General features: G+C 70.2%; 14 protein-coding genes. 1 reads left to right on the top strand and 13 read right to left on the bottom strand.

The annotated features are described in order from the left end of the window. The first annotated feature begins 50 nt into the window (after window positions 1-50). Window positions 51-1241: an acyl-CoA dehydrogenase family protein gene (locus AU194_RS03830; protein WP_059087904.1), complete on the top strand. Its 1191-nt coding sequence runs from the start codon at window positions 51-53 to the stop codon at window positions 1239-1241. On the opposite strand, the gene AU194_RS03825 is transcribed toward AU194_RS03830, so the two are convergent. From AU194_RS03825 to recC, 13 genes are all read right to left on the bottom strand, one after another. After that, window positions 1238-2434 carry an SfnB family sulfur acquisition oxidoreductase gene (locus AU194_RS03825; protein WP_059087903.1) on the bottom strand — a complete coding sequence of 399 codons (1197 nt, stop codon included), beginning with the start codon at window positions 2432-2434 and terminating at the stop codon, window positions 1238-1240. The two genes, AU194_RS03830 and AU194_RS03825, sit on opposite strands and share 4 nt — an antisense overlap. After that, window positions 2431-3600, bottom strand: coding sequence for an LLM class flavin-dependent oxidoreductase (locus tag AU194_RS03820; RefSeq protein ID WP_059087902.1), 1170 nt, complete (start codon window positions 3598-3600; stop codon window positions 2431-2433). Before AU194_RS03820 ends, AU194_RS03825 begins: the two co-directional genes overlap by 4 nt. A gap of 10 nt (window positions 3601-3610) precedes the next feature. Then, a complete protein-coding gene (locus AU194_RS03815; protein ID WP_059087901.1) occupies window positions 3611-5062 on the bottom strand; it encodes an LLM class flavin-dependent oxidoreductase in 1452 nt (483 codons plus the stop codon). A gap of 507 nt (window positions 5063-5569) precedes the next feature. Next, entirely contained in the window at window positions 5570-7933 is a 2364-nt protein-coding gene (locus AU194_RS03810; RefSeq protein WP_059087900.1) for a lysylphosphatidylglycerol synthase domain-containing protein, read from the bottom strand. 2 nt (window positions 7934-7935) lie between these two features. Continuing rightward, window positions 7936-9729, bottom strand: coding sequence for a sulfatase-like hydrolase/transferase (locus tag AU194_RS03805; RefSeq protein WP_059087899.1), 1794 nt, complete (start codon window positions 9727-9729; stop codon window positions 7936-7938). Beyond that, the gene (locus tag AU194_RS03800; RefSeq protein ID WP_231743159.1) at window positions 9722-10144 is read right to left on the bottom strand and encodes an SRPBCC family protein; all 423 of its coding nucleotides are present in this window, start codon (window positions 10142-10144) and stop codon (window positions 9722-9724) included. The genes AU194_RS03805 and AU194_RS03800 overlap by 8 nt, the downstream gene beginning before the upstream one ends. A gap of 63 nt (window positions 10145-10207) precedes the next feature. Further along, complete coding sequence (locus AU194_RS03795) at window positions 10208-10582, bottom strand: MerR family transcriptional regulator (RefSeq protein ID WP_059087897.1); 375 nt, start codon at window positions 10580-10582, stop codon at window positions 10208-10210. Beyond that, window positions 10583-12073 carry a SulP family inorganic anion transporter gene (locus tag AU194_RS03790; RefSeq protein WP_059087896.1) on the bottom strand — a complete coding sequence of 497 codons (1491 nt, stop codon included), beginning with the start codon at window positions 12071-12073 and terminating at the stop codon, window positions 10583-10585. Window positions 12074-12303: 230 nt separating this feature from the next. Then, window positions 12304-13974 carry an exodeoxyribonuclease V subunit alpha gene (recD, locus tag AU194_RS03785; protein ID WP_059087895.1) on the bottom strand — a complete coding sequence of 557 codons (1671 nt, stop codon included), beginning with the start codon at window positions 13972-13974 and terminating at the stop codon, window positions 12304-12306. Then, complete coding sequence (locus tag AU194_RS03780; RefSeq protein ID WP_059087894.1) at window positions 13971-14906, bottom strand: NYN domain-containing protein; 936 nt, start codon at window positions 14904-14906, stop codon at window positions 13971-13973. The genes recD and AU194_RS03780 overlap by 4 nt, the downstream gene beginning before the upstream one ends. 13 nt (window positions 14907-14919) lie before the next feature. Beyond that, the gene (locus AU194_RS03775) at window positions 14920-15240 is read right to left on the bottom strand and encodes an STAS domain-containing protein (RefSeq protein ID WP_059087893.1); all 321 of its coding nucleotides are present in this window, start codon (window positions 15238-15240) and stop codon (window positions 14920-14922) included. A 110-nt stretch (window positions 15241-15350) separates the two neighbouring features. Next, window positions 15351-18668: an exodeoxyribonuclease V subunit beta gene (gene recB / locus AU194_RS03770; protein ID WP_059087892.1), complete on the bottom strand. Its 3318-nt coding sequence runs from the start codon at window positions 18666-18668 to the stop codon at window positions 15351-15353. After that, a complete protein-coding gene (recC, locus tag AU194_RS03765; RefSeq protein ID WP_059087891.1) occupies window positions 18668-21916 on the bottom strand; it encodes an exodeoxyribonuclease V subunit gamma in 3249 nt (1082 codons plus the stop codon). Before recC ends, recB begins: the two co-directional genes overlap by 1 nt. Between the last annotated feature and the right edge of the window lie 7 nt (window positions 21917-21923).

Genomic DNA, 21923 nt, shown 5'->3' with positions numbered 1-21923 from the left:
CACCGAGCAGAACCCGTGACCCCGATGCGGGGCGTCCATAGGGTGGGCCGGTGCCACGGACCCCATGGATCACCCCGCTGACCACCGATGAGACCGACCGTTGGGACGCTGTCGCCGACGAGGTCGGGCAGCTTCTCGCCCGCGATGCGTTGGCGCGCGACCGCGCCAACCAGCAACCCGACGCCGAACTCAAACTGCTCAAGGACTCGGGGCTGGCGAACCTGCTGATCCCCGTCGAGTACGGCGGACACGGCGGCCACTGGTCGACGGGGTTGCGGGCGGTGCGCATCCTCGCGCGCCAGGACGCGTCGATCGCGCAGATCCTGAGCTACCACTACTGCAACCAGGCCAGCATCGTGTTCTTCGGCGCTGCGGAGCGGTGGGAACACTGGTTCACCGCGTCGGCGGAAGGCAGCTGGCTGTGGGGTGATGCGGTCAACCCCGTCGACCCCGACCTCGTGCTCACCCCGGACTTGGACGGCTACCGGCTCAACGGACGCAAGCGCTTCGCGACCGGCGCGTCGACCGGGGACGTCACGCTGGTGATGGCCGCGATCGACGGCCGGGTGCTGGCGCTGGTGGTCGAACACGACCGTGACGGTGTCGAATTCGCCGGTGACTGGGACGCTTTGGGGCAGCGGCTGTCGGCCAGCGGCAGCGTCGACTTCCGCGACGTCGCCGTCGCCCCCGACGATGTGCTCGGCGAGGTGGGGGAGGAACCGTACTCGACGCTCGTCACGCCGGGGGTGCAGCTCGGCTTCGGCAACCTCTACTTGGGGATCGCCGAGGGCGCGGTGGCGCGAGCACGTCAGCTGACGTTGGACCGGCGCGGTGCGTGGCTGCTCAGCAATGTCGAGCATTATTCGCGAGACCCGTTCGTGCAGCGCGTCTTCGGTGAGCTGCTGTCACGCACGGCCGCGGTCGAGGCGTTGGCCGATCGGTGGAACACCCGTTTCGACGCGGCGATCGCGCGGGGCGCCGACATCACCGCCGCCGACCGCACCGAGGCCGAGATCGGCATCGCGCAGCTAAAGGTCGTCGCCACCGAGACCGCGCTCGAGGTGGCCCACCGGGTCTACGAGGTCACTGGTTCCAGTTCCGCGCGCAGCGAGGTGGGCCTGGATCTGTTCTGGCGCAACATCCGTACGCATTCCCTCCACGACCCCGTCGACTACAAGAAGCTCGAGGTCGGCGCGCACTACCTGACCGGCGACGTGCAGCCGATCACGCTCTACACCTAGATCTGGCCGTGGCGGGGTGGGCGCGTACCCGAGAGCGTGTAGCGGCCGATGTGCTGCAGCTTCCACCGCACCGGATCGTGCAGCGTATGCGTGCGGGCATCGCGCCAGTAGCGTGACAGATTGCCCGACAGCGATGCGCTTCGCGTGCCGCCCAATTCGAACAGCCCGGTCGCCGCCTCCAGCGACGCGCGCACCGCGGCCACCTTCGCCACCGCGACAGCCACGGACGCCGCGGCCGCCGACTCCTCGGTCAGATGCTCGGTCGCGGCGTCCACCGCCCGCGCGGCCTCGACGAGCAACGCCTGCGCCCCACGCACCGTGACCGCCAACTCGCCGGCGGCCTGGATCAGCGTCGGATCGTCGGCGGCCGTCGCGACGTTGGCCTCGAAGTGCGGGCGGGCCCGTTCGGCCTGGCGCACCCCCGCGGCCAACGCACCCGTCGCGATGCCGACGTCGATTGCACTGTGCAGCAACTGCGCTCGCGCACCGTAGGTCGTCGGCTCGGCGAAGATCGGCGAGAACGGCACCACCCGGTCGGCGGGCACCACGACGTCGGACAGCGTCACCGTGCCCGACGCCGTCGTCCGCTGGCCCATACCCTCCCAGTCGTCGACGACCTCCACACCGTCGGCGTCACGGGGCACGAACGCGATGGCCTTCGGCGTCGACGCCGTCGGCACCGACCCGTCGTCCAACGACGCCCGCACCACCAGCCAGTCCGCGAACAGCGCACCGGTGGAGTAGAACTTGCGACCGGTCAGCACGTAATCGCCCGAGGGGCGCCGCGTGAGCGTCGTGGTGTCGACGTCGATCGGATGCGGACCCCGCTCGGACTGCGCGTTGGCCAGCAGTGCCCCGTCGAGCACCTGCCGGTAGAAGAACGTCTGCTGCTCGTCGGTGCCCTGCAGTCGCAGCGCCTCGAGGAACACGAAGTGCGAGTGGGGGATCTGTGACAGCGACGGGTCGGCGTGGGCGATCAGCCGGAACACCTCGGCCAGGACCGTTGCGGGCGCGTCTATGCCACCGTGTTCGATGGGCACCGAGATTGCCAGCAGCCCAGCATCTTTGAGCGCCTTGACCTGCTCGTGGGGCAACCGACGTTCGGTATCGCGGGCCGACGCCTCGGCGTCGAACTCCGCGGACAGCTTCGCCGCGACATCCAAAGCGTCTTCGGCAGAGGCGATCACCGTCACCGCTGTGCGCCGATGAACGGAATGTGCGACGACGCCGTCGACGTCGCCTGCCCCTTGAACAGACCGCGCTCACGCAGCAGGGGCACCACACCCTCGCCGAACCAGAACAGCTCCTCCAGATGCGGGTAGCCCGAGAAGATGAACTCGTCGATGCCGATCTCGGCGTACTCGGCGATCCGGTCGGCCACCTCGACGTGGCTGCCCACCAGCGCGGTGCCCGCGCCGCCGCGCACCAGCCCGACACCGGCCCACAGGTTCGGGGCGACCTCGAGGCTGCGGGCGTCGTTCCAGCTGCCGTTGCGGCGGTTCTCCTCGTGCAGGGCGAGCATGCGCTTCTGCCCCTCGGACTGGCTGCGGTGCAACCCTTCCTGCGCCTTGCGCACGGTCTCCTCGTCGAGCGCGGCGACCAGCCGGTCGGCCTGCTGCCACGCCTCGTCGGAGGTGTCGCGCGAGATCGTGTGCAGGCGGATGCCGAAGCGGACGTCGCGGCCCTCCTTCTCGGCGAGCCCGCGAATCCACTCGATCTTCTCGCGCACCGCGGCGGGCGGCTCACCCCAGGTGAGGTAGACGTCGGCGTGCTTGGCGGCGACCGGGCCCGCGGCGGCCGAGCTGCCACCGAAGTACAACGGCGGCACCGGATTCGGCAGCGTCGGGATCGCGGCGTTCTCGACCTGGATGTGCTCGCCGTCGAGCGACACGCTCTCTCCGGCCCACAGCCGGCGCACGACCTCGAGGAACTCGTCGCAACGCTGGTAGCGGCCGTCCTTGTCGAGGTGGTCACCGAACGCGCGCTGTTCGTGCGCCTCGCCGCCGACGACGACGTTGAGCAGGATGCGGCCCGGGGCATGGCGGGCGAACGTCGCGGCCATCTGAGCCGACAGCGTCGGGCTGACCAGTCCGGGCCGGAACGCGACCAGGAACGCCAGCGACGTCGTCTCGCGGGCCAGCAGCGCGGCGGTGATGAACGCGTCCTCACACCAGGCGCCCGTCGGGATCAACGCGCCGGTGAACCCGAACGATTCGGCGGCCCGCACGATCGAGCCCAGGTAGTCGATCGAGGCGTCGCGGTCGCCGTGCGCCGCGCCCGCGGGCATCCCGTGCCCGCCGCCGACGATGAGGCGGCTGTCCCCGTAGGTGGGGAGGAACCAGTGCAGCTGAATAGACACGAAATACTCCTTAACGGCCGCGGGTCGGCTGCGATGCCACTGACGCCGCCGACGACGGCACCGTCGAGGGCCGGTCGATGATGGTAGACGCCGGTCCTCCGACACGGTAGCGGGCGCCGCGGTGCTCCTCGGGCAGCCGGTCACCGCGGCCGAGCAGCTTGTTGCGCAGCGTGCCCGGCGCGTACTCCGACTGGTAGGCGCCGCGCTCGGTCAGCACCGGAACCACATGCTCGACGAAATCGGCGAACGAACCGGGAGTGACGGCGTAGGCGAGGTTGAACCCGTCAACATCGGTCTCCTCGACCCATTCCTGCAACGTATCGGCAACGGACACACCGGAACCCACGATGCGCGGGCCCATGCCGCCGATCTTTCCCCACTCGGCGATGTCCTTGACCGCCCACTCGCGGCCGTCGGGATCGGCGGACTGGAACGCCGCGACCGCGGACAGGATCGCGTTGGAGTCGACGTTGCCGACCGGTTCGTCGAGGCCGAACCGGGCCAGGTCGACGCCCATCCAGCCGGACATGAACGTCAACGCGCCCTCGGCGTCGCCGTAGGACAGGTACTCGGCGTGTTTGGCGTGGGCTTCCTCGTCGGTGGCTGCAGTGATCACCGTCGACAGGTTGAAGATCTTCACCGCGTACGGGTCGCGGCCGGCGATCTCGAGTTCGCGGCGGATTGTGGTGACGGTCTCGCGCAGCAGCGCCTTGGTGGGGGCGGCGGTGAAGATCGCCTCGGCGTTCTCGGCGGCGAACCGGACGCCGCGCGGGCTCGACCCGGCCTGGTAGATGACCGGGGTGCGCTGCGGCGACGGTTCGGACAGGTGGATGCCCGGCACGCTGAAATGCGCGCCCTCATGGCCGATGTGGTGCACCTTCTCCGGGTCGGTGAAGATGCCGTTTTTCGCGTCCCGGATGACGGCGTCGTCCTCCCACGAGCCTTCCCACAGCTTGTAGAGCACCTCGAGGTACTCGTCGGCGTGGTCGTAGCGGGCGTCGTGGGCGGGCTGGTCGGTCTGGCCCATGTTGCGTGCGGCGGCGGGCAGGTAGCCGGTGACGACGTTCCAGCCGATGCGGCCGTTCGTCAGGTGGTCGAGAGTGGAGAGCCGGCGGGCGAACGGATAGGGGTGTTCGAAGCCGGTGCCGGTGGTGACGCCGAAGCCGAGGTTGTCGGTGACGTAGGCCATCGCCGAGACGAGCAGCAGCGGGTCGTTGACCGGGACCTGGGCGGCCTGGCGGATCGCGGCCTCGTCGCTGGCGCCGTACACGTCGTAGGTGCCCAGCACGTCGGCGATGAACAGGCCGTCGAAGCGGCCGCGTTCGAGGAGCTTGGCCAGCTCAGTCCAGTACTGCAGGTCCTTGTATCGCCACGACTGGTCCTCGGGGTGCTTCCACAGCCCCGGGGACTGATGGGCGACGCAGTTCATGTCGAAGGCGTTGAAGCGGATCACACGAGTCACCGAGAAATCGTTGCCTAGTCGCGCGGCGAGGTCACGGGTTCAAATCGGCGCGATTCTTTGAGGCCGCGCGGGGAAGGGGAGCGGCGTCACGCGTCACGCCGAACGTGCGCTTGTTGCCGAGAAATCGGCCGGATCTCGGCATCAAGTTCACGTTCGGCGAGGAGGCAGCGGAGGATGTCGCGCTCGGCTGCTTGGGCGCCCGACCTACACCAGGGTTGTGATTCCGGAGGTGGGCTTCGGATCAACAGCCGTGGTGTAGGTCCGGTGCACAAGGCTGTCGGCGGGACATGGTCTGCCGAGGCGGCGTCACGCCGAACGTGCGCTCAGTGCGAAAAATCGGCCCGGATTTCGCAGTGGATGCACGTTCGGCGAGGAGGAGCGGCGGGGACGAACGTCGCTTTACCGCGGTAAAGCGAGCGCGTGCTCGCTTGACGCGGTTGATCGCGCCGCGACTGCTTGGGCGCCCGACCTACACCAGGCTCGTGATTCTGTCACGCCGAACGTGCGCTAGATCATGTCGCGGCGCGTGAGCCACCGCATGACCTGCCAGCCGATGAACACCGGCAACCAGCACGTCAACACCCGGTACAGCAGCACCGCAGGCACCGCGACCGCCGCGGCCACGCCGAACGCCGCCAACCCGCCGATCAGCGCCGCCTCCACCGCACCGACCCCACCGGGCGTCGGCGCCGCCGAGGCCAGCGTCCCGCCCACCATCGTCACCACGGTCACCGTCACGAACGACGTATCCCCGCCGAACGCCTCGATACTCGCCCACAACGCCAGTGCAGCACCCAGAGTCGTTGCCGCACAACCCAACACGATCAACGCCAACCGCTGCGGTTCGGCCGCTAGGTCGCGGAAGTCCTGCAGCACCTCCACCAGCCGCGGCCGCACCGTCGTCACCACCCAGCGTCGCCACGGCGGCACTGCGAACACCACACCCACCAGCCCCAGCAGCACCCCGCAGACCAGCACCACCACCGTCCCCGACGGTACGAACCGCGCCAGATCCGCCGACGCCCCGGCCACGAAGCTGAACACCACCAGCAGCGTGATGTGCGTGACCACCTGCACCGACTGCTGCAACGCCACCGCCGTGGTGGCCCGCACCGCGCCGAGCCCGCCCTTCTGCAGGAACCGCGTACTCAACGCCAGCCCGCCCACCCCGGCCGGGGTTGTGGTCGCGGCGAACGTGTTCGCGATCTGCATCAGCGCCAGATGCCGGAACGTCACCAGACCATCGGCGCACGCCCACAGCGCCGCCGCCGCGCCCAGATACTTCAGCACCGACACCGCCAGCCCGACCAGCGCCCACCACATGTTGACGTTGCGCAGCTCGTTGGAGAACGTCGGCACCGCGGTGAGGAACGGATACGCCACGTAGACCAGCGCCCCGATCAACACCAGCTGGATGATCTGGTTGCGCGTGAACCGGGTGATGTTCTCGGTGCTGATCCGGTCGGTGCCGGTCTGGCGCATCACCTCCTCGCGGGTCGCCGAGGCGACGGCCCGGGAGTCCGGCAGCAGCTTCCAGAACCGGGCGCCCACCGCGTGTTTGCTCAGCCGGCCCGACGCGACGAGCACTTTGTCCGCGCCGAACGCCTCGATCGCCGCCGACACCGCCCGCTCCGCGCCATGCAGCCCCGCGGTGGTCAGCAGCAGCTGCGCCATGTCGGTCTGCAGCTGCGCGGCCGTCGCCCCGTACTCGGCGTAACCGAATCCGCCGAACAGTACGGTGCCGTCGTCGACGGTGATCTCGGCCGGCCGCAGGTCGCCGTGCGAGATCGCCGAGTCGTGCAGCCGCCGCAGCGCCACCCACGCCAGATGCGGGGGAGTGTCGGCGTCGAGCGGCTCACCGCGGACCGCGTCGTGCGCGTAGAGCGCCCAGCCGCGGGCCAGCGTCGTCGCCGCCACCTTCGAGGTATTCGCCAACCCCGACTGGCCGATCGCGATCGCCATCAACGCCCGGTGCTCGACCGCGCGGCGCAGCGAGGCCTGCAGCGGCGCCGTCTCCGACGACCGCAACCGCAGCTTGCGCCACACCTGCCGCAGCGCGCCGCCGCTGCGCTGGTTCGGCCCGTACATGTGCACCGTCGCGTGGCCGGGGTTCGTCGTCTCGGCGGTCATCACCAACGGTCCCCGGCCGGCCGGCCGAATCACGGTCAGCGCGGTGATCTCGAACCCGCGTCGCCCCAATGCGCGGACCGCGTCGCCGAGCGGCACCTCGAGCGCGGGGGTGCCCACCACCAGTACGACGAGCGCGCCGACGAAATACCCGACCGTCAGCCCGAGCAGCGAGCGGGCCGGCACCACCGCGCTGACCACCAGGTGGATCGGCACGAACGCCAGCAGCAGCGCCCACCACCAGCGCCGCCACCGCGCGGGCACCCACGGCCCCGACACCGTGAGCACCGCGGCGAGCATCGCGATCCACCGCGGATCGTCGAGGATCTGCGACAGCAGCGTGTCCAGGCGGTCGGACAAGTCGAAATGCCATGTCGGCGCGGCGATTCCATTACCGGTGATCGACAGCGCGAACCCCGCGAGCAGCCCGGCCGCGGCGAACGCGCCGAGTAACCGCCACTGCCGCACGATGATCAGGCCGACCAGGATCACGAACGGCAGCGCGAGGATGGAGACGCCGTAGGCCAGGTAGACGATGTTGGACTGCGTCGGGGTGAGCACGCCGACGATCCCGGAGATGGACTGTTCGAGCGCGCTCCACTCGTAGCGGGTGATGAACGAACTCGTCACGACGACGGCCAGCAGCACCGTCGCCAACGCCAGCCGCAGGATGTCGTTGGTACGTCGAGTCAGCGGCAGCAGCAGGCTGCCGGATACGGCGATCTCCCGCCCGTCGACTCGCATACTCAAACTGCGGCGCCGACCCCCAGGCGTCCCAGCGCCCGGCGGACGAGGGTCACCCGCTGTCCGGCCGGTGGGCGGCGGACGGCGTAGGGCCACGGTTGGTTGCGCTCCGGAATCGATTCGGTCCTGACGTGTTTGAGTTGCGTCCGCAGGTGGGCGCGCAACTCGTCGAGGGTGGGGTCGTCCCACCGGTTGACGGCCTCGGTCGGATCGTCGGTGAGATCGTAGAGTTCCCACTGGTCGTCGAGCGGGCTGGCCCGGTAGGCCTCACCGCCGAGACCGTTGGCGGCCAGGTGGCGCACACCGGGTTCGGTCCAGGTGGCCGGATCGTCGAAGCTGCGCACCAACTTCCACAGCCGTCCGTCGACGCGGGCCACCAGGCCTTCGAAGTTCGACGGCACGTGGGCGGGGATCCGGATGCGCAGTGGGCCCGGCGGATTGGTGCCGCGTTTGAGCAGGCGCGCCAAACCCGATGCGCCGGTGTCGCCTTCGAGGACGTTGTCGCGGGTCATCAGGTACACCACGCGGTCCTCGTCGGGGGCGGCGCCGTCGACCACCGGCATGAGGTCGCGGCCGGGCAGGGGGTGCACCTCGGAGAACTGGTCGGCCAACACGGCGGCCGTCGCATGAACGTCGACCCCGGCCGCACCGAGCAGCGTCGGCACCAGATCCACGTGCGACGTCGGGGCGTCCACGGTGCGGGCCTGCGTCGCGCCGGCCCCGATGCGGGCGATGACGAACGGGACGCGGGTGGCCTCGTCGTAGAGGTTGAACCACTTCTGGTGCAGGCCGCCGTGGGCGCCCAGCAGATCGCCGTGGTCGGCCGTGCGGACCAGCACCGCCTCCTGCGACCCCTCGACGACCGTGCGGCGTACCCGATCGAGCGGGCCGTCGACCTCGGCGTGCAGGCGGTAGTAGAGGTCGCGGTACTGCTGGGCGTTGGTGCGGTAGGTGCGCTCCATGACCGCGGCGGGGCCGTAGCCGGAGTAGTAGGCCTCGCGAAACGCGATCTGCGCGGCGGGTTTCGTCGAGAGATCCTCGTCGGCGGTCGGTGCGGCGGGCACGTGCGGCGGGTCCAGCGGCGACGGGTCCAGTGGGTTGCGGCGCACCCACTGCGGGAACAGCACGATGTCGTGCGGGTTGACGAAACTGGCCACCAGCAGGAACGGGCGCAACGCATCCGGATCGCCCGCGCGGCGGCGGGCGTAGCGGTCCTCCAGCCAGGCGACCACCCGGTCGGCGATCAGCGGGTCGCGGCGAAAACCGCTGTTGGCCAACGGCGCCCCGTGCGGTTCGGGACCGACCCAGCCGGAGAACCCGTACGGCGCCAACGGATCCGCGTCGAGGTAGCGCTGCACGGCCGCCTGGTCGACGGTGCCCGCCTCGTCGTTGGTGGCCAGCGGTCTGCCGGACGCGTCGTGCAGATCGGCGTGCGAGATGTGCCACTTGCCGTCGTAGTGGGTGTCGTAACCCGCGGCGCGGAACCAGTTTCCGAGCGTCGGGACCTCACCGGGCCGCAGCCATCGCATGCGGGAGTCGTCGGCGCTCTTGCCGATCCCGTCGGTCTGGGTGACGCCGTGCAGGTCGGGATACTGCCCGGTGAAGATGGTCGGACGGCTGGGCACGCACGCCAGCGATCCGGTGTAGTGCCGGGCGAAGCTCACGCCATGGTCGTCGAACCACTTGCGGCCGGACAGCACCCGGTCGCGCCACGCCAGCACGTCGGGGGTCTCGTACGGCGGGACGGCGCGTTCCTCGTCGGTCATCAGGATGACGATGTCGGGGCGGTCAGGCATGGTGGGTCTCCGATCGCGTGGCCAGGGCGGCGAGCATGGTGGTGGACGACAACTTCGCCAGCACCAGACACACCAGCCGGGCGGCCAGCCCCCGGATCCGGCCGGGGCCCAGGTCGACGGTGGTGGTCAGCGTTACGGCCGTGGCGGCGCCGTCGGCGTGCAGCGTCCAATGGTTGTTGAAGCGACGCAGCCACCGCGGCAGGCCGGCGATGTCGTAGGCGATCGCCGTCGGTGGGGTGAACTCGGTGATCGTCTCGACCAGCGTGATCCGGCCCATCTGCACGCGGCGCGCGGTGCCGACCGGGCCGTCGGGAGCGGTGCGCAGCAGGCACGAATGGTCGACGCCGGGCAGCCACTCGTGGATCGCCCCGAAATCGGCGAGCACATCCCAGACCGTCTGCGGGTCGGTGCGCATGGTCCGGCGTCGACTGATCTGGGCCACCACAGGGCCAACCCTACGGTGCGGGATGCTCGATGGTCAGCAGTAACGGGCGAGTCGTTCGGTGAGCTCGTGGGCGTAGGCGAGCTGGCGGGTGAGCTCACCGCACGCCTGCTCGGCGCGGGTGTGGCAGGCGGCGAGGTGGGCCTGGGCGTGGGCGCGCTGCGTGGCGTCGGCACCCGGCTCGGCGAGAGTGTCGAGTGCGTCGAGCAGTTCGCGCATCTCGTCGAGGGTGAAGCCGAGCGGTTTCATCCGCCGGATCGTGAGCAGCCGCTCGACGTCGTCGTCGGTGTAGAGCCGGAATCCGCCGGCCGAGCGGGCCGACGGGGTGACCAGGCCGACGTCGTCGTAGTGCCGGATCGTCTTGATGGACAGTTCGGTGCGGGCCGCGACCTCCCCGATCTGGAGATGCATCTACTGCGAACCCGCGAGGCGGTCGCTGAGGCGGCGGTGCCGTTCGGCGCTGGTGTCGTCGAGGCCGACGATCGTGGCGTTCTTGCCCTTGGCCGCGTACTTGGTGGTGATCGCGTCGAGGGTGGCGACGGTCGAGGCGTCCCAGATGTGCGCGCCGGACATGTCGATGACGACGTTGGCCGGATCGCCCGCGTAGTCGAACTGGTAGACCATGTCGTTGCTCGAGGCGAAGAACAACTGGCCGCTGACGGCGTAGACCTGGGTGTCCTCGTCGGGCTGGGCCACCTTGACGACGTCGGTGAGGTGGGCGACGCGGCGGGCGAACAGCACCATCGCGGTGAGCGTGCCGATCGCGACGCCGTAGGCGAGGTTGCTGGTCGCGACGGTCACGGCGACCGTGGCGAGCATGACCGTCGTCTCGCTCTTGGGCATGCGGCGCAACGTCTTCGGCGCGATGCTGTGCCAGTCGAAGGTGCCGACCGACACCATCACCATGACGGCGACGAGTGCGGCCATCGGGATCCGGCCGACGATATCGCCGAGCCCCACGACCAGCGCGAGCAGGAATGCGCCTGCGAGGAACGTCGAGATACGGGTGCGGGCGCCGCAGGCCTTGACGTTGATCATCGTCTGGCCGATCATCGCGCAACCGCCCATGCCGCCGAAGAAGCCGGTGACGATGTTGGCCGTGCCCTGGCCGAGCGTTTCGCGGGTCTTGCTGGAGTGGGTGTCGGTGATGTCGTCGACGAGTTTGGCGGTCATCAGCGATTCCATCAGGCCGACGATGGCCATGGTCAGCGCGTAGGGGGCGATGACCGTGAGGGTGTCGAGCGTGAAGGGGACGTTGGGCAGCAGCAGCGTCGGCAGCGTGTTGGGGAGTTCGCCTTCGCCCGCGACGTCGGGGACGTGCCAGCCGAAGGCCAGGCAGGCGCCGGTGAGCAGGACGATCGCGACCAGCGGTGCCGGGATGACGGTGGTGAGCCTGGGCAGCAGCACGATCATCGCGATGCCGACGACGACCAGCGGATAGACCAGCCACGGGACGCCGGTCAGGTGCGGCAACTGGGCGAGGAAGATCAGGATGGCCAGCGCGTTGACGAAGCCGACCATGACGCTGCGGGGGACGAAGCGCATGAGGCGTGCGACGCCGAGACCGCCGAGGATGAGCTGCAGGACGCCGGCGAGGATGACCGCGGCGATGAGGTAGTCGAGGCCGTGGCTCTTGACGAGCGGGGCGACGACGAGCGCGACGGCGCCGGTGGCGGCGGAGATCATCGCGGGGCGGCCGCCGACGATCGCGATGGTGACGGCCATGGTGAACGACGCGAACAGGCCGACGCGGGGGTCGACGCCGGCGATGATCGAGAACGAGATCGCCTCGGGGATCAGGGCGAGGGCGACGACGAGGCCGGCGAGGACCTCGGTCTTGAGCCGGCGCGGATTGCGCAGCGCGGCTCTCACGGATTGTTCTTCCTGCGGTGTGACGTGCATGACCGCCGCTCCCTCGTTCTGGCGTGGTGGGCGCAACGCTGCGCGAAAGGCATTGCGGCCCAGAGGCGATCGATGCCGTCGGGAACTCTACCCCTACTGGAGGGTTGCTCTCCAAATCGCCGTGGCCGAATGTGTCGGAGCGCACACGTCATCTACTACCTCGACGAGATCAGGGTTATCTCGCGTGAAACCGCGGATCCCGTGACCCAAGCCTGATCTCGGCGACCGCGCTAGCCCGCGGTGCGCAGCCGTCCCGCCAAGCCGGAGGCCCGCACCACGCGCCGCTCGATCGCCGCCCGCACCGCGGCCTCCGAGCCGACCACCCGCACCTTCGCCTTGGCCCGCGTCACGGCCGTGTAGAACAGCTCGCGCGTCAACAGTCGCGACTCCTCGTCCGGCAGCAGCACGGTCACCTCTTGGGCCTGGCTGCCCTGGCTCTTGTGGATCGTCATCGCGTGCACGGTCTGCACCTCCGCCAGCCGGCTCGTCGAGAACTCGCTCCCGCCGACCACCGCCGCCAGTCCGTGGTCGCGCACGACCGTCACCCCGGTGTCCCCGTTGTAGAGCTGCAGCCCGTAGTCGTTGGCCGTCACCAGCAGCGGCCGTCCCGCGTACCACTCCGACCAGATCGGCTCACCCGTCGCGTCGGTCAGCCACCGCTCCACCTGCCGGTTCCAGTACGCGACGCCGTACGGGCCGCGCCGGTGCGCACACAGCAGCCGGTGCTCGTCCAGCGTCTCCAACGCCACCTTCGCGTTGCCGAGGATCGCCGCCTCCCGCAGCCGCAACGCATGCGGTACGAGCACATCGCGCAGCCGGTCACCCGGCGTATCGGTGTTCACCCACTCGATCGAGGACCCGCCGCTGCGCAGCAGATCCATCACGTCGTCGGTCCGGCCGTCCCGGATCGCCGTCGCCAACGCCCCGATCGGCGCGCCGAACCGGTGCGAGGTGATCAGCCGCGCGATCCGCACATCCTGCCGGCCGCCCAGCCCGTCGACCAGGTCGGCCAGCACTGCGCCCGCCTCCACCGACGCCAACTGATCCGCATCGCCGACGAGCAGCAACCGGCTGTCCGGCCGCACCGCCTCCAGCAGCCGGGCCATCAACGTCAGCGACACCATCGACGTCTCGTCGACGACGATCACGTCGTGCGGCAGCCGGTTCTCCCGGTGGTGCCGGAATCGGGAGGCGTTGTCCCTGCGCCGCTGCAGCAGCCGGTGCAACGTCGACGCCGTCAGCTCGGGCAGCCGGTCCCGGTCGACGGCGTCGAGCTCCGCGATCTGTAACCGCACGGCCTCCAGCAGGCGTGCGGCGGCCTTACCGGTCGGGGCGGCCAGCGCGATTCGCAGCGGCGGCTTGCCCTCGAGCGCCGCCTGTTCGGCGAGCAACGCCAGCAGCCGCGCGACCGTCGTCGTCTTCCCGGTGCCCGGACCGCCGGTCAGCACGGTAAGCGATTGTGACAGCGCAATTTCCGCGGCGACGCGCTGTTCGGGGAAGTCCGCGGCGGGGAAGAGCCGGTCGAGAGCGGGGGCCGCACCCGGTGGCGTCGACTTCAGCAGCGTGAGCACGTCGTCGCAGACCTGCTGTTCCTCGCGCCAGTAGCGGTCGAGGTAGAGCAGATCGTCATGCAGGTGCAGCACCGACGGGGTGCCGGTGAGCGGACTGGCCCGCACGGCCGCCAGCCACTGCGACGGCTCCGGCCACGGCAACTCCGGGCGGCCCACCTGCGCCGCGACCGACGTCAGGTCCACACACACCGATCCGTTGCGCAACGCCCGCACCGCGAACGCGACCGCCAGCGCGACGGATTCGTCGGTCTCCGAGACCATTTCGGTGAGCCGCCGCGCGACGTGCACATCGGCGGGTTCGAACACCTCGGCATCGGCGAACGCGATCATGAGTCGCCGGGGGTCCGCAATCGCACCATCCGGGTGGTCGAGCTCTCGTCGAGGTCGACCAGATCGGCATGCGAGCGCAGGAAATCGCTGAACGACCGGTAGCCCAGCGACTTCTCGTTGAAGGACGGATCCATCCGCTTCATCTGTGCCTTGACCGCCGAGTTGTGCAGCCAGTCGGCGTCGTCCTTCTCCAGGCCGATCCGCAGCGCACGCAACAGCAGCGCGGTCGCGGAATCCGCGGGATCGATCTCCGGCTCGGTGTCCGGCTCGGGTTCGGGTTCCTCGGCCTTCTCGGGCTTGCGGCGGCGGGTGCGCTTGGCGGGTTCGGCCTTCTCGGCCTCGGCCGCCACGGCGGGCGGGGGCACCGGGACGCCGGGCAGCGCGTCATAGGTGACGAACTCGTCGCACGCGGCGGCCAGGGACCGGCTCGACGAGCCGGCCACCCCGATGCCCACCACGTAGCGGCCGAGCCGTTTGCAGCGCTGCGCCAACGCGATGTAGTCCGAGTCGCCGCCGACGATCACCACGTGGGTGAGGTCGGGCAGCCGGAACATGTCCTCGACCGCGTCGACGGCCAGGCGGATGTCGGCGCCGTTCTTGCCGTAGGCGGCCGCGGGGAACAGCTGCACCAGGTCGACGGCGCGGGCCACGAGTTGTCCGCGGTAGTTGGCGTTGACGTCCGACGACCAGTCCGCGTACGCGCGGGTGAGCACCAGCGTGCCGAACGACGACGCGAAGTCGATCACCGCGCCGATGTCGACGGTGGCGCGCTGCAGTTTCTCGGCGAACTCGTCGGCGTCTTTGGTCTTGTCGCGCTGATACGAGCTACGCCCGTTGACCTGGTCGTACCTGGAGATGACGATGTTGTCGAAGTCGAGGTAGACCGCGACGCGTGTGGCTCCCGGATCCGTCACGAGTCCAGTGTGGCCCATCGGCCGGCCGGAATCAGGCAGCCTGGGGCAACGTGAGGTGCGGATCGCAGATGTCGAGGACACGGCGCACGGTGGGGCTGCTGACCAGCGCCCAGTCGACGTTGGCGCGGATGCACCGCTCGCTGATCGTGCACAGCACGGAGAACCCCGCGGTCGACAGGAAGTCCACACCGGTCATGTCGAGGGTCAGCTGTCGGGAGTTCGCACCGCGGCGCAGCACGTATTCCTCCAGCTCAACGGCGTTCGCGGCGTCGACGGACCCGGCGACGGTGATGCGGACCTCGTACGGGCCGGTCCACTCGGTGGAGAACTGCAGATGATCGATAGAAGGCATTGAGATCAAGCTCCGAAACTGCGCGTGTACAGCGCGAAAGGAAATGGGGGGCGGCGTCTGCAGGTCCGAGTTCCACTGCCCGATCGCTGCGACATGCCGCGGCTGGTTGATCAACCTCGTCCAACACTACTCGGTTGGCCCCCCGTCACTGCAACCCCGTCGAGTAGATCCGACAGCGCGACGATCAGATCCGCGGGTGGGCGCCAACTGAACACGCCGGCCGGGTGTCCGTCGACGACGGGGGTCTGCGCCCCGCACATCCCGCGCAGGAACAGGTACTGCACCCCGCCGAGATGCTCCTCCGGTGTGTATCCGGGTTGGCGCCACCGCAAAAAGCGGTGTAGCACAACGCAATACAGCAGGGCCTGCAGCGGATAGTCCGAGTGCAGCATCGCCTCGGCCATCCGGGAGCGCGTGTAATCGGCTGCGGTGAGCGGTTTGTCGGGTTCGCCGAGCCAGTTCGTCTTGTAGTCCACCACCACGTAGCGACCGTCGACCCGCAGCACCGCGTCGATCGATCCCGACAGATACCCCCGCAGCGATTGCCCGCCCAGCGCCCGGTCGGTGAGCCGGTCGACGTAGGAGGCCAGCACGTCGTCGGCGGGCAGATGCGTGGCGAGCAGCCGGCCCACATCGGCGAGCGTGATCTGCGGGGCGTCGCCGCGCACATCGCCGCCGGCCAACGGGAATTCGAAGTCCAGCTCCCGCAGCCGGTCGGGCAGCCCGATCCGGCGCAGCGTGACCCCGGGGGTCAGCGGGCCGAGCGGAGTGTCGTGCATCGGCAGCAGCGCCTCGGCCAGTGCGTCGGGGGCGACGTCCACCGGCCACCACACCATGTGCTCGCGAATCCGCTTCTCCAGCTCGGCTTTCAGATCGGCGGCCAGTGGGTCGGCGTGTTCGAGCACCGCGTGCACCAGCGATCCGAACTTCGCGCCGGTCGGCAGCTCCGCCATCGGAGACGGCACGTCGGCGCCGACGGTGGAGGTCTGCGTCACCGGCACATCGGCGACCTCGTCGTCGAGTTCGATCACCTCGGGTTCGCTGGTCACCCCCGCGTCCTCGGCGGCGCGCAGCAGCCCCGAATACGACGTGCGCCGCCACGTGGTGTCGATGCGCCGGTGGAAGTGGCGGACGTCCAGACCCGTCGGCGGCGCCTCCGGACGAGGGGTCGACGGCGCGGCGATCACGGAGTCCTCGAGCACCGGACCGCCGAGGTCCTCCCAGGCGCGCAGCGCGGTGCGGGCGTCGGCGTCGTCGATGCGGGCCGGTTCGCAGCGGTCGGGGACGTGCGCCTCCCCGGGGCGACGGCCCCGCAGCAGCCGCGACAGGCCGCCGTTGGGTTCGTCCCACGACGGCGCCCACCACGCCACCACCTGTGACTGCGCGCGGGTCAGCGCCACGTAGGTGAGGCGGACGTCGTCGCTGGCGCCCTCACGCCTGCCCAGCCGTTCGACCTCGTGGTGGTCGGGGCTGTCCTCGCCGCCGATGTGCAGACAGCGGGTGCGGCCGTCGTGGAACAGCACGCAGTCGCGGGTCTGGATGTTGCGGTTGAACGCGAACGGCAGGTACACCACCGGGTACTGCAGACCCTTGCTCACCCACACCGTCATGATCTGTACGGCCGCGGCGTCGCTGTCGAGGCGGCGCATGCGCTCGACCGCACCGCTGCGCTCCTCGCGCTGGGTGCGCAGCCAGTCCCGCAGGGCGGGCAGCGCGAAGTGTTCGCGGTGGGCGGTGTCGTGCAGCACCTGGGCCAGATGCGCGAGGTCGGTCATGTGCCGTTCGCCGTCGCGCCAGGACAGCACCCGACGGCCCATGCCGGTCAGGTTCGCCGCCTCGAACACCGCCGCGACGCCGCGCTCGCGGGCGTGATCGGCCCACTCCCGCAACCGGTCCGCGATCTCGTCGGTCAACGCGTCGCCCTTGGTGGCGAGCTCCTCGGCGGTGCGGCCGAAGAACATCGTCGTCGCCGCCGCGCGCACCAGCCCGGAGCGGTGCGGTTGGTCGAACGCCTCGAGCAGGCACAGCCAGTCGTCGCCCGCGGGGGAGTTGAACACGTCGGAGTCGCCGGTGTAGACGGCGGGGATACCGGCCTCGGACAGCGCGTCGAAGCAGGCGCGGGCGTCCTTGTGTTTCTCGACGATCACCGCGATGTCCCTGGCCTGAATCGGCTTGTCGCAGAACGTCGCTCCGCTGGCGAGCAGTTGCCCGATGTCGGCGGCGAGGTCGCGGCTGATGTGCTCGCGCAGCGGGTCCATCTGGATGGTCTTGTCACCGCGGGTGCCGAACAGGTCGCGCGAGACGATCCGCAGCCGGAACGGATCGTTGCGCGGGGCGCCCTCGAGGCGGTGGCCCTTGTGGTGCGCCTCGACCGGTCGCACCACGATCTGCTCGTCGCCGAGTTCGGCGTCGCGCAGCACCACCTGCAACCGGTCGACGAGTTCGCCGTCGCTGCGCCAGTTGGTGCCCAGCGTCTGCCGGTGGCCCGCGGTGCTCGCCGCGTGCAGGTAGGTGACGATGTCGCCGCCGCGGAACGCGTAGATCGCCTGTTTGGGGTCGCCGATGAGGATCAGCGTCGAGCGGCCGGTGAACGCGCGGTCGAGCACCTGCCACTGCACCGGATCGGTGTCCTGGAACTCGTCGACCATCACGATCGACCACCGGCGGTGCATGCGCGCCCGCGCCGGGGACCCCTCGTCGGTGAGCGCGTTGGCCAGTCGCGACAGCAGGTCGTCGTAGTGCAGGATGCCGAGCCGGCGTTTGCGCCGTTCGAGTTCGGTGCACACCGCCTTCGCGAACGTGACCCTCACCTCGGCCTCGCTGCCCGGCGGCGGGTTCGACGGCCGCAGTTCGGTGCCGGCGTTGTGCACCACCTCGCGCGCCAAGTCCAGCGCCTGACTGCGGGTGAGCACCGGGTCGTCGCGCTGCTGACCGAAGTGGGCGAGGTACAGATCGTCGACGATCTCGGCGGTCAGGTCGTTGAGGCTCTCCACCAATTGCACGCCACTGTCTGTATCCCCGGCGACACCAAGGGATTTGAGGACGAGTTGGCAGAACTGATGTGTGGTCGCGATCGTGGCGGCGTCGAAACCGGCCAACGCGTCCTTGAGCCGCTGCTTGCGCAGGGCCCGTTCCTCGTCGGGGGCGTCGACGAGGTATGCGACGAGCTGGTTCTCGCCCGCGGCCGCCGGATCGTCGAACGCGACCAGTGCGTCGAGCATCTGGCCGCGGACGCGTTCGCGCAGTTCCTGGCTGGCCGCGCGGCCGAACGTCACCAGCAGCATCTGGTCGAGCGTCGCGACACCCTCGGCGACGTAGCGGGTCACCAACCCCGCGAGCGCGAACGTCTTGCCGGTGCCCGCGCTGGCCTCGAGCACCGTGGTGGTGCGCTCGGCGGGCAGCGGACCGAGCAGGTCGAAACTGTCCACTAGTCCGGATCCCTCTCGGCGGCGAGCATGGGTAGCCACAGGCGCTGGGCGTAGTCGTCGAGACCCGCCGCCACCAGCGCGCCCAGCGATGCGAACGGCCCCCAGACCCGCACGTTGGCCGGTTCGGCGTCCTCACCCGGGTAGCGGCCCGACTTCCAGCGGAACCCGGCCTCGCGCAACGGTTCTCCGCGGTGGTGGCGCGCCTCGGCCCACGCGTACGACGTCTTCGGCGGCAGCGGGATCGGCTGCTGTCGCCCGGCGTCGTACATGCGGACCAGGTCACGCAGTACACCGGTGGCGTCGTCGGGGGCGCCGAGCAGCCGCTCGCGCGGCGTGGTGCCCCGTTTCGCGCGGCCGATGCACACCGCCGCCCAGTCGGTGCCCGGACGGCCGGCGGTCAACGCCGCCAGCTGGATCCACGACGGCAGCAGGTGGCGGCCGTCGAGTTTGGAGTAGGTGACGGTGACGGTCCGGTCGCCGTACACGCGGGGGACGGTGCCGGTGAGACGGCGGCCGGCGCCGAGCGGGATGTCGACGTCGTAGGCGTGCATCGGCCGGCCGCGGTGCCGGTGGGCCGCGGTGGCCAGGGCGGCGGCCTGATCACGCAGCTCCTGGGCCTTGCGCCAGCCGAGCCGACCCGGCGGCAGCGACCCGCGCCGCCACTCCGCCTGTTGCGCCTGTTCGGGATTCAGCCCGCGCAGCATGTCGTCGAGCATGCGTTCGCCGACCTGCCATTCGGCGAGCGCGTCGATCTCCACGGGCATCGCGTCCTCGACGGCGTCGACGTCCCAGGGCAGCGTGTAGTCCAGCGCCCGGAAGAAGCCCTTGACCGGATCCTTGAAGAACGCGATCAAATCGTCGAGCGCGACGTCGTCCTGCGGGGGCGGGGGCAGCGGATGGGTGAGCAGACCCGGCCGCTCTTCGCGGTCGCCGGTCGAGACGGTGGCGGCGGTCAGCGCGGTCGAGTCGAACGTGAACGGGGTGTCGGGGATGCCGAGCGCGCCCGGGGTGACGTTGCGAACGTCGAAGGGCTGCAACGGATGCTCGACGAGCACACGCCCGCGCACCGGGTCCTCCGTGGTGATGTCGAGGGAGTCGAGCAGTTCGACCAACGGCACGGCGGGCGGTTTGCGCTGTCCGGAGTACTCGTTGGCGCCGGTGTAGGTGATGACGAGTTTCTCGGTCGCCGCGCCGATCGCGTCGAGCAGCAGTTGCCGGTCCTCCGAACGGATGTCGCGTTCCCCGGTCACTGGGTCGCGGGCCAGCGCGTCGTCGCCGTCGACCACGCCGAGGCGCGGGAAGAGCCCGTCGTCGAGACCCACGAGGCACACCACCCGGTGCGGCACCGAGCGCATCGGCACCATGGTGCACACCGTGAGCGTGCCGGTGCGGAAGTTCGCGCGGGTGGGCCGCCCGGCCAAGTGGCGGTCCAATAGCGCCTTCACGTCGGGCAGCCGCAGCAGCGTGTCCTTGCGCGGACCGGCCTGGGTGAGGACGTCGGCGAACTCGCGTTCCAGCTGGCTGGTCTGCCAGGTGTCGTCGTCGGGGACGGCGGTCAGCTGATCGATGCCGGTGCGCAGCGCGGCCAGCCACTCCTCGAGAGGCCGGGTGGTGCTGAGGCTTTCGACGGTGGTGTGCAGGCGGTCGACGTAGTCGGCGAGCCGGCCCGCCAGCTCGACGCGGTCGCTGCCAACGTCGTCGAGGGGCAGCGTGGTGTCGAGCCATGTGTGCGAGTCATCGGACAGTGCGACGCCGGCGAGCACCCGGTCCAGGCCGAACCGCCAGGTGTTCTGCACGAAGTCGACGCCGTAGGGGTGGCGGTGTTCGCGGTCGAAACCCCAGCGGATGTTGGCCTCGCGGACCCAGTCGCCGATGGTGTCGAGGTCGTCGTCGCTGAACCCGAACCGCGCGCGGATCGCGGGCGTCTCGGCGAGGTTGAGCACCTCGGTCGCCGTCGCCCGGCCGCCCGCCAGCGCCAGGAGTTGGCCCGCGACACCGAGCAACGGGTTGGTCTGCGTGAGTGCCCGGTCGGCGAGTTTGACCCGCAGCCGGTGCGCCGGATGCGCCCCGTAGATCACGTCGCCGAGGCCGAACCCGGCGACGATCAACGGCGCGTAGTGCTCGATGTCCGGGCACATGACGAGGATGTCGCGCGGTTCGAGCGTCGGGTCGTCGACGAGCAGACCGAGCAGCACCTCCCGCAGCACGTCGATCTGGCGGGCGGCGCCGTGGCAGCTGTGCACCTGCACGGAGCGGTCGGCGGCGTCGAGATGCCGGCCCTCCGGGCGGACCGCGTTGGCGGCGATGTCGGACTGCAGCCAGCCGAGCAGGGTGCCGGGATGGTGAGCGTGGCCGAGATATTCGTCGGTGGCCGCGTCGGCGGGCAGGCTGCGCTGCAGTTCGCGCAGATCGCGGCCGAGGGTGGCGAGCAGCGGGTGGCCGACCTCGCGATGGGTGTGGTCGTCGCGGCGGCGGACCGGGCCGCGGTGGGCGGTCAGCGAGGACCACAGGTCGTCGCTGGGGTGCGGCAGCCACAGGTGCAGGTCGTGATGGGTGGCAAGCGCTTCGATCAGTTCGACCTCGGTGGCGGGCAGCCGGGTGTGCCCGAACAGCGAAAGCCGGTCGGGCAAGTCGGTACGCGATTCGCGCAACCGCGCAACGGTTTTCGCGTGCCGGATGTGCGGCGGGTCGGCAGGCACCTTGTCCACGAGCGCGCGCCACAGATGCGGCTGCCAGTGCAGGTCCTCGTCGAGCCCGGTGGTGCCGCCGTCGAGCCAGTCGACGAGCAGCTGGGGACGCTGGCGGGCGTAGGAGGCGAACAGTCCGGCCAGCCGGCGCGCGACCGCATACCGGCGGCCCTGCCGCAGCTCCTTCTCCTCGCCGCGCTCGAACTGCCCGAGATGGGTGGCCAGAGTGGTGCACCACGGTTCGTCGAGGCTGGTGTCGATGACCTCGAGCAGCGGCCACACCAGCGCGTCGGGGGACCAGGGGTCGTCGTCCTGGGTGCCGGTCAAGTCGGCGATCAAGGAGCGCGGGTTGCGAAACGTGATGCCCGCGCAGACCCCGTCGTCACCCGAACCCCGCCCGAGGACGTGGGACAGCCGCTGACTCAGCCACCGCTCGACGCCCTTGGCCGGCACGATGACCAGTTCCTCGGCGAACGGGTCGGCGGGCGGGGTGGACAGCAGGGCACCGAGTCCGTCGGCCAGGAGGTCGGTGCGCTCCGCCCGGTGCAGATGGAATGGCATCGACCCA

The sequence above is a fragment of the Mycobacterium sp. GA-2829 genome, assembly GCF_001499965.1.
Classification (GTDB): Bacteria; Actinomycetota; Actinomycetes; order Mycobacteriales; family Mycobacteriaceae; genus Mycobacterium.
This window is presented reverse-complemented; position numbering and strand designations above follow the sequence as displayed.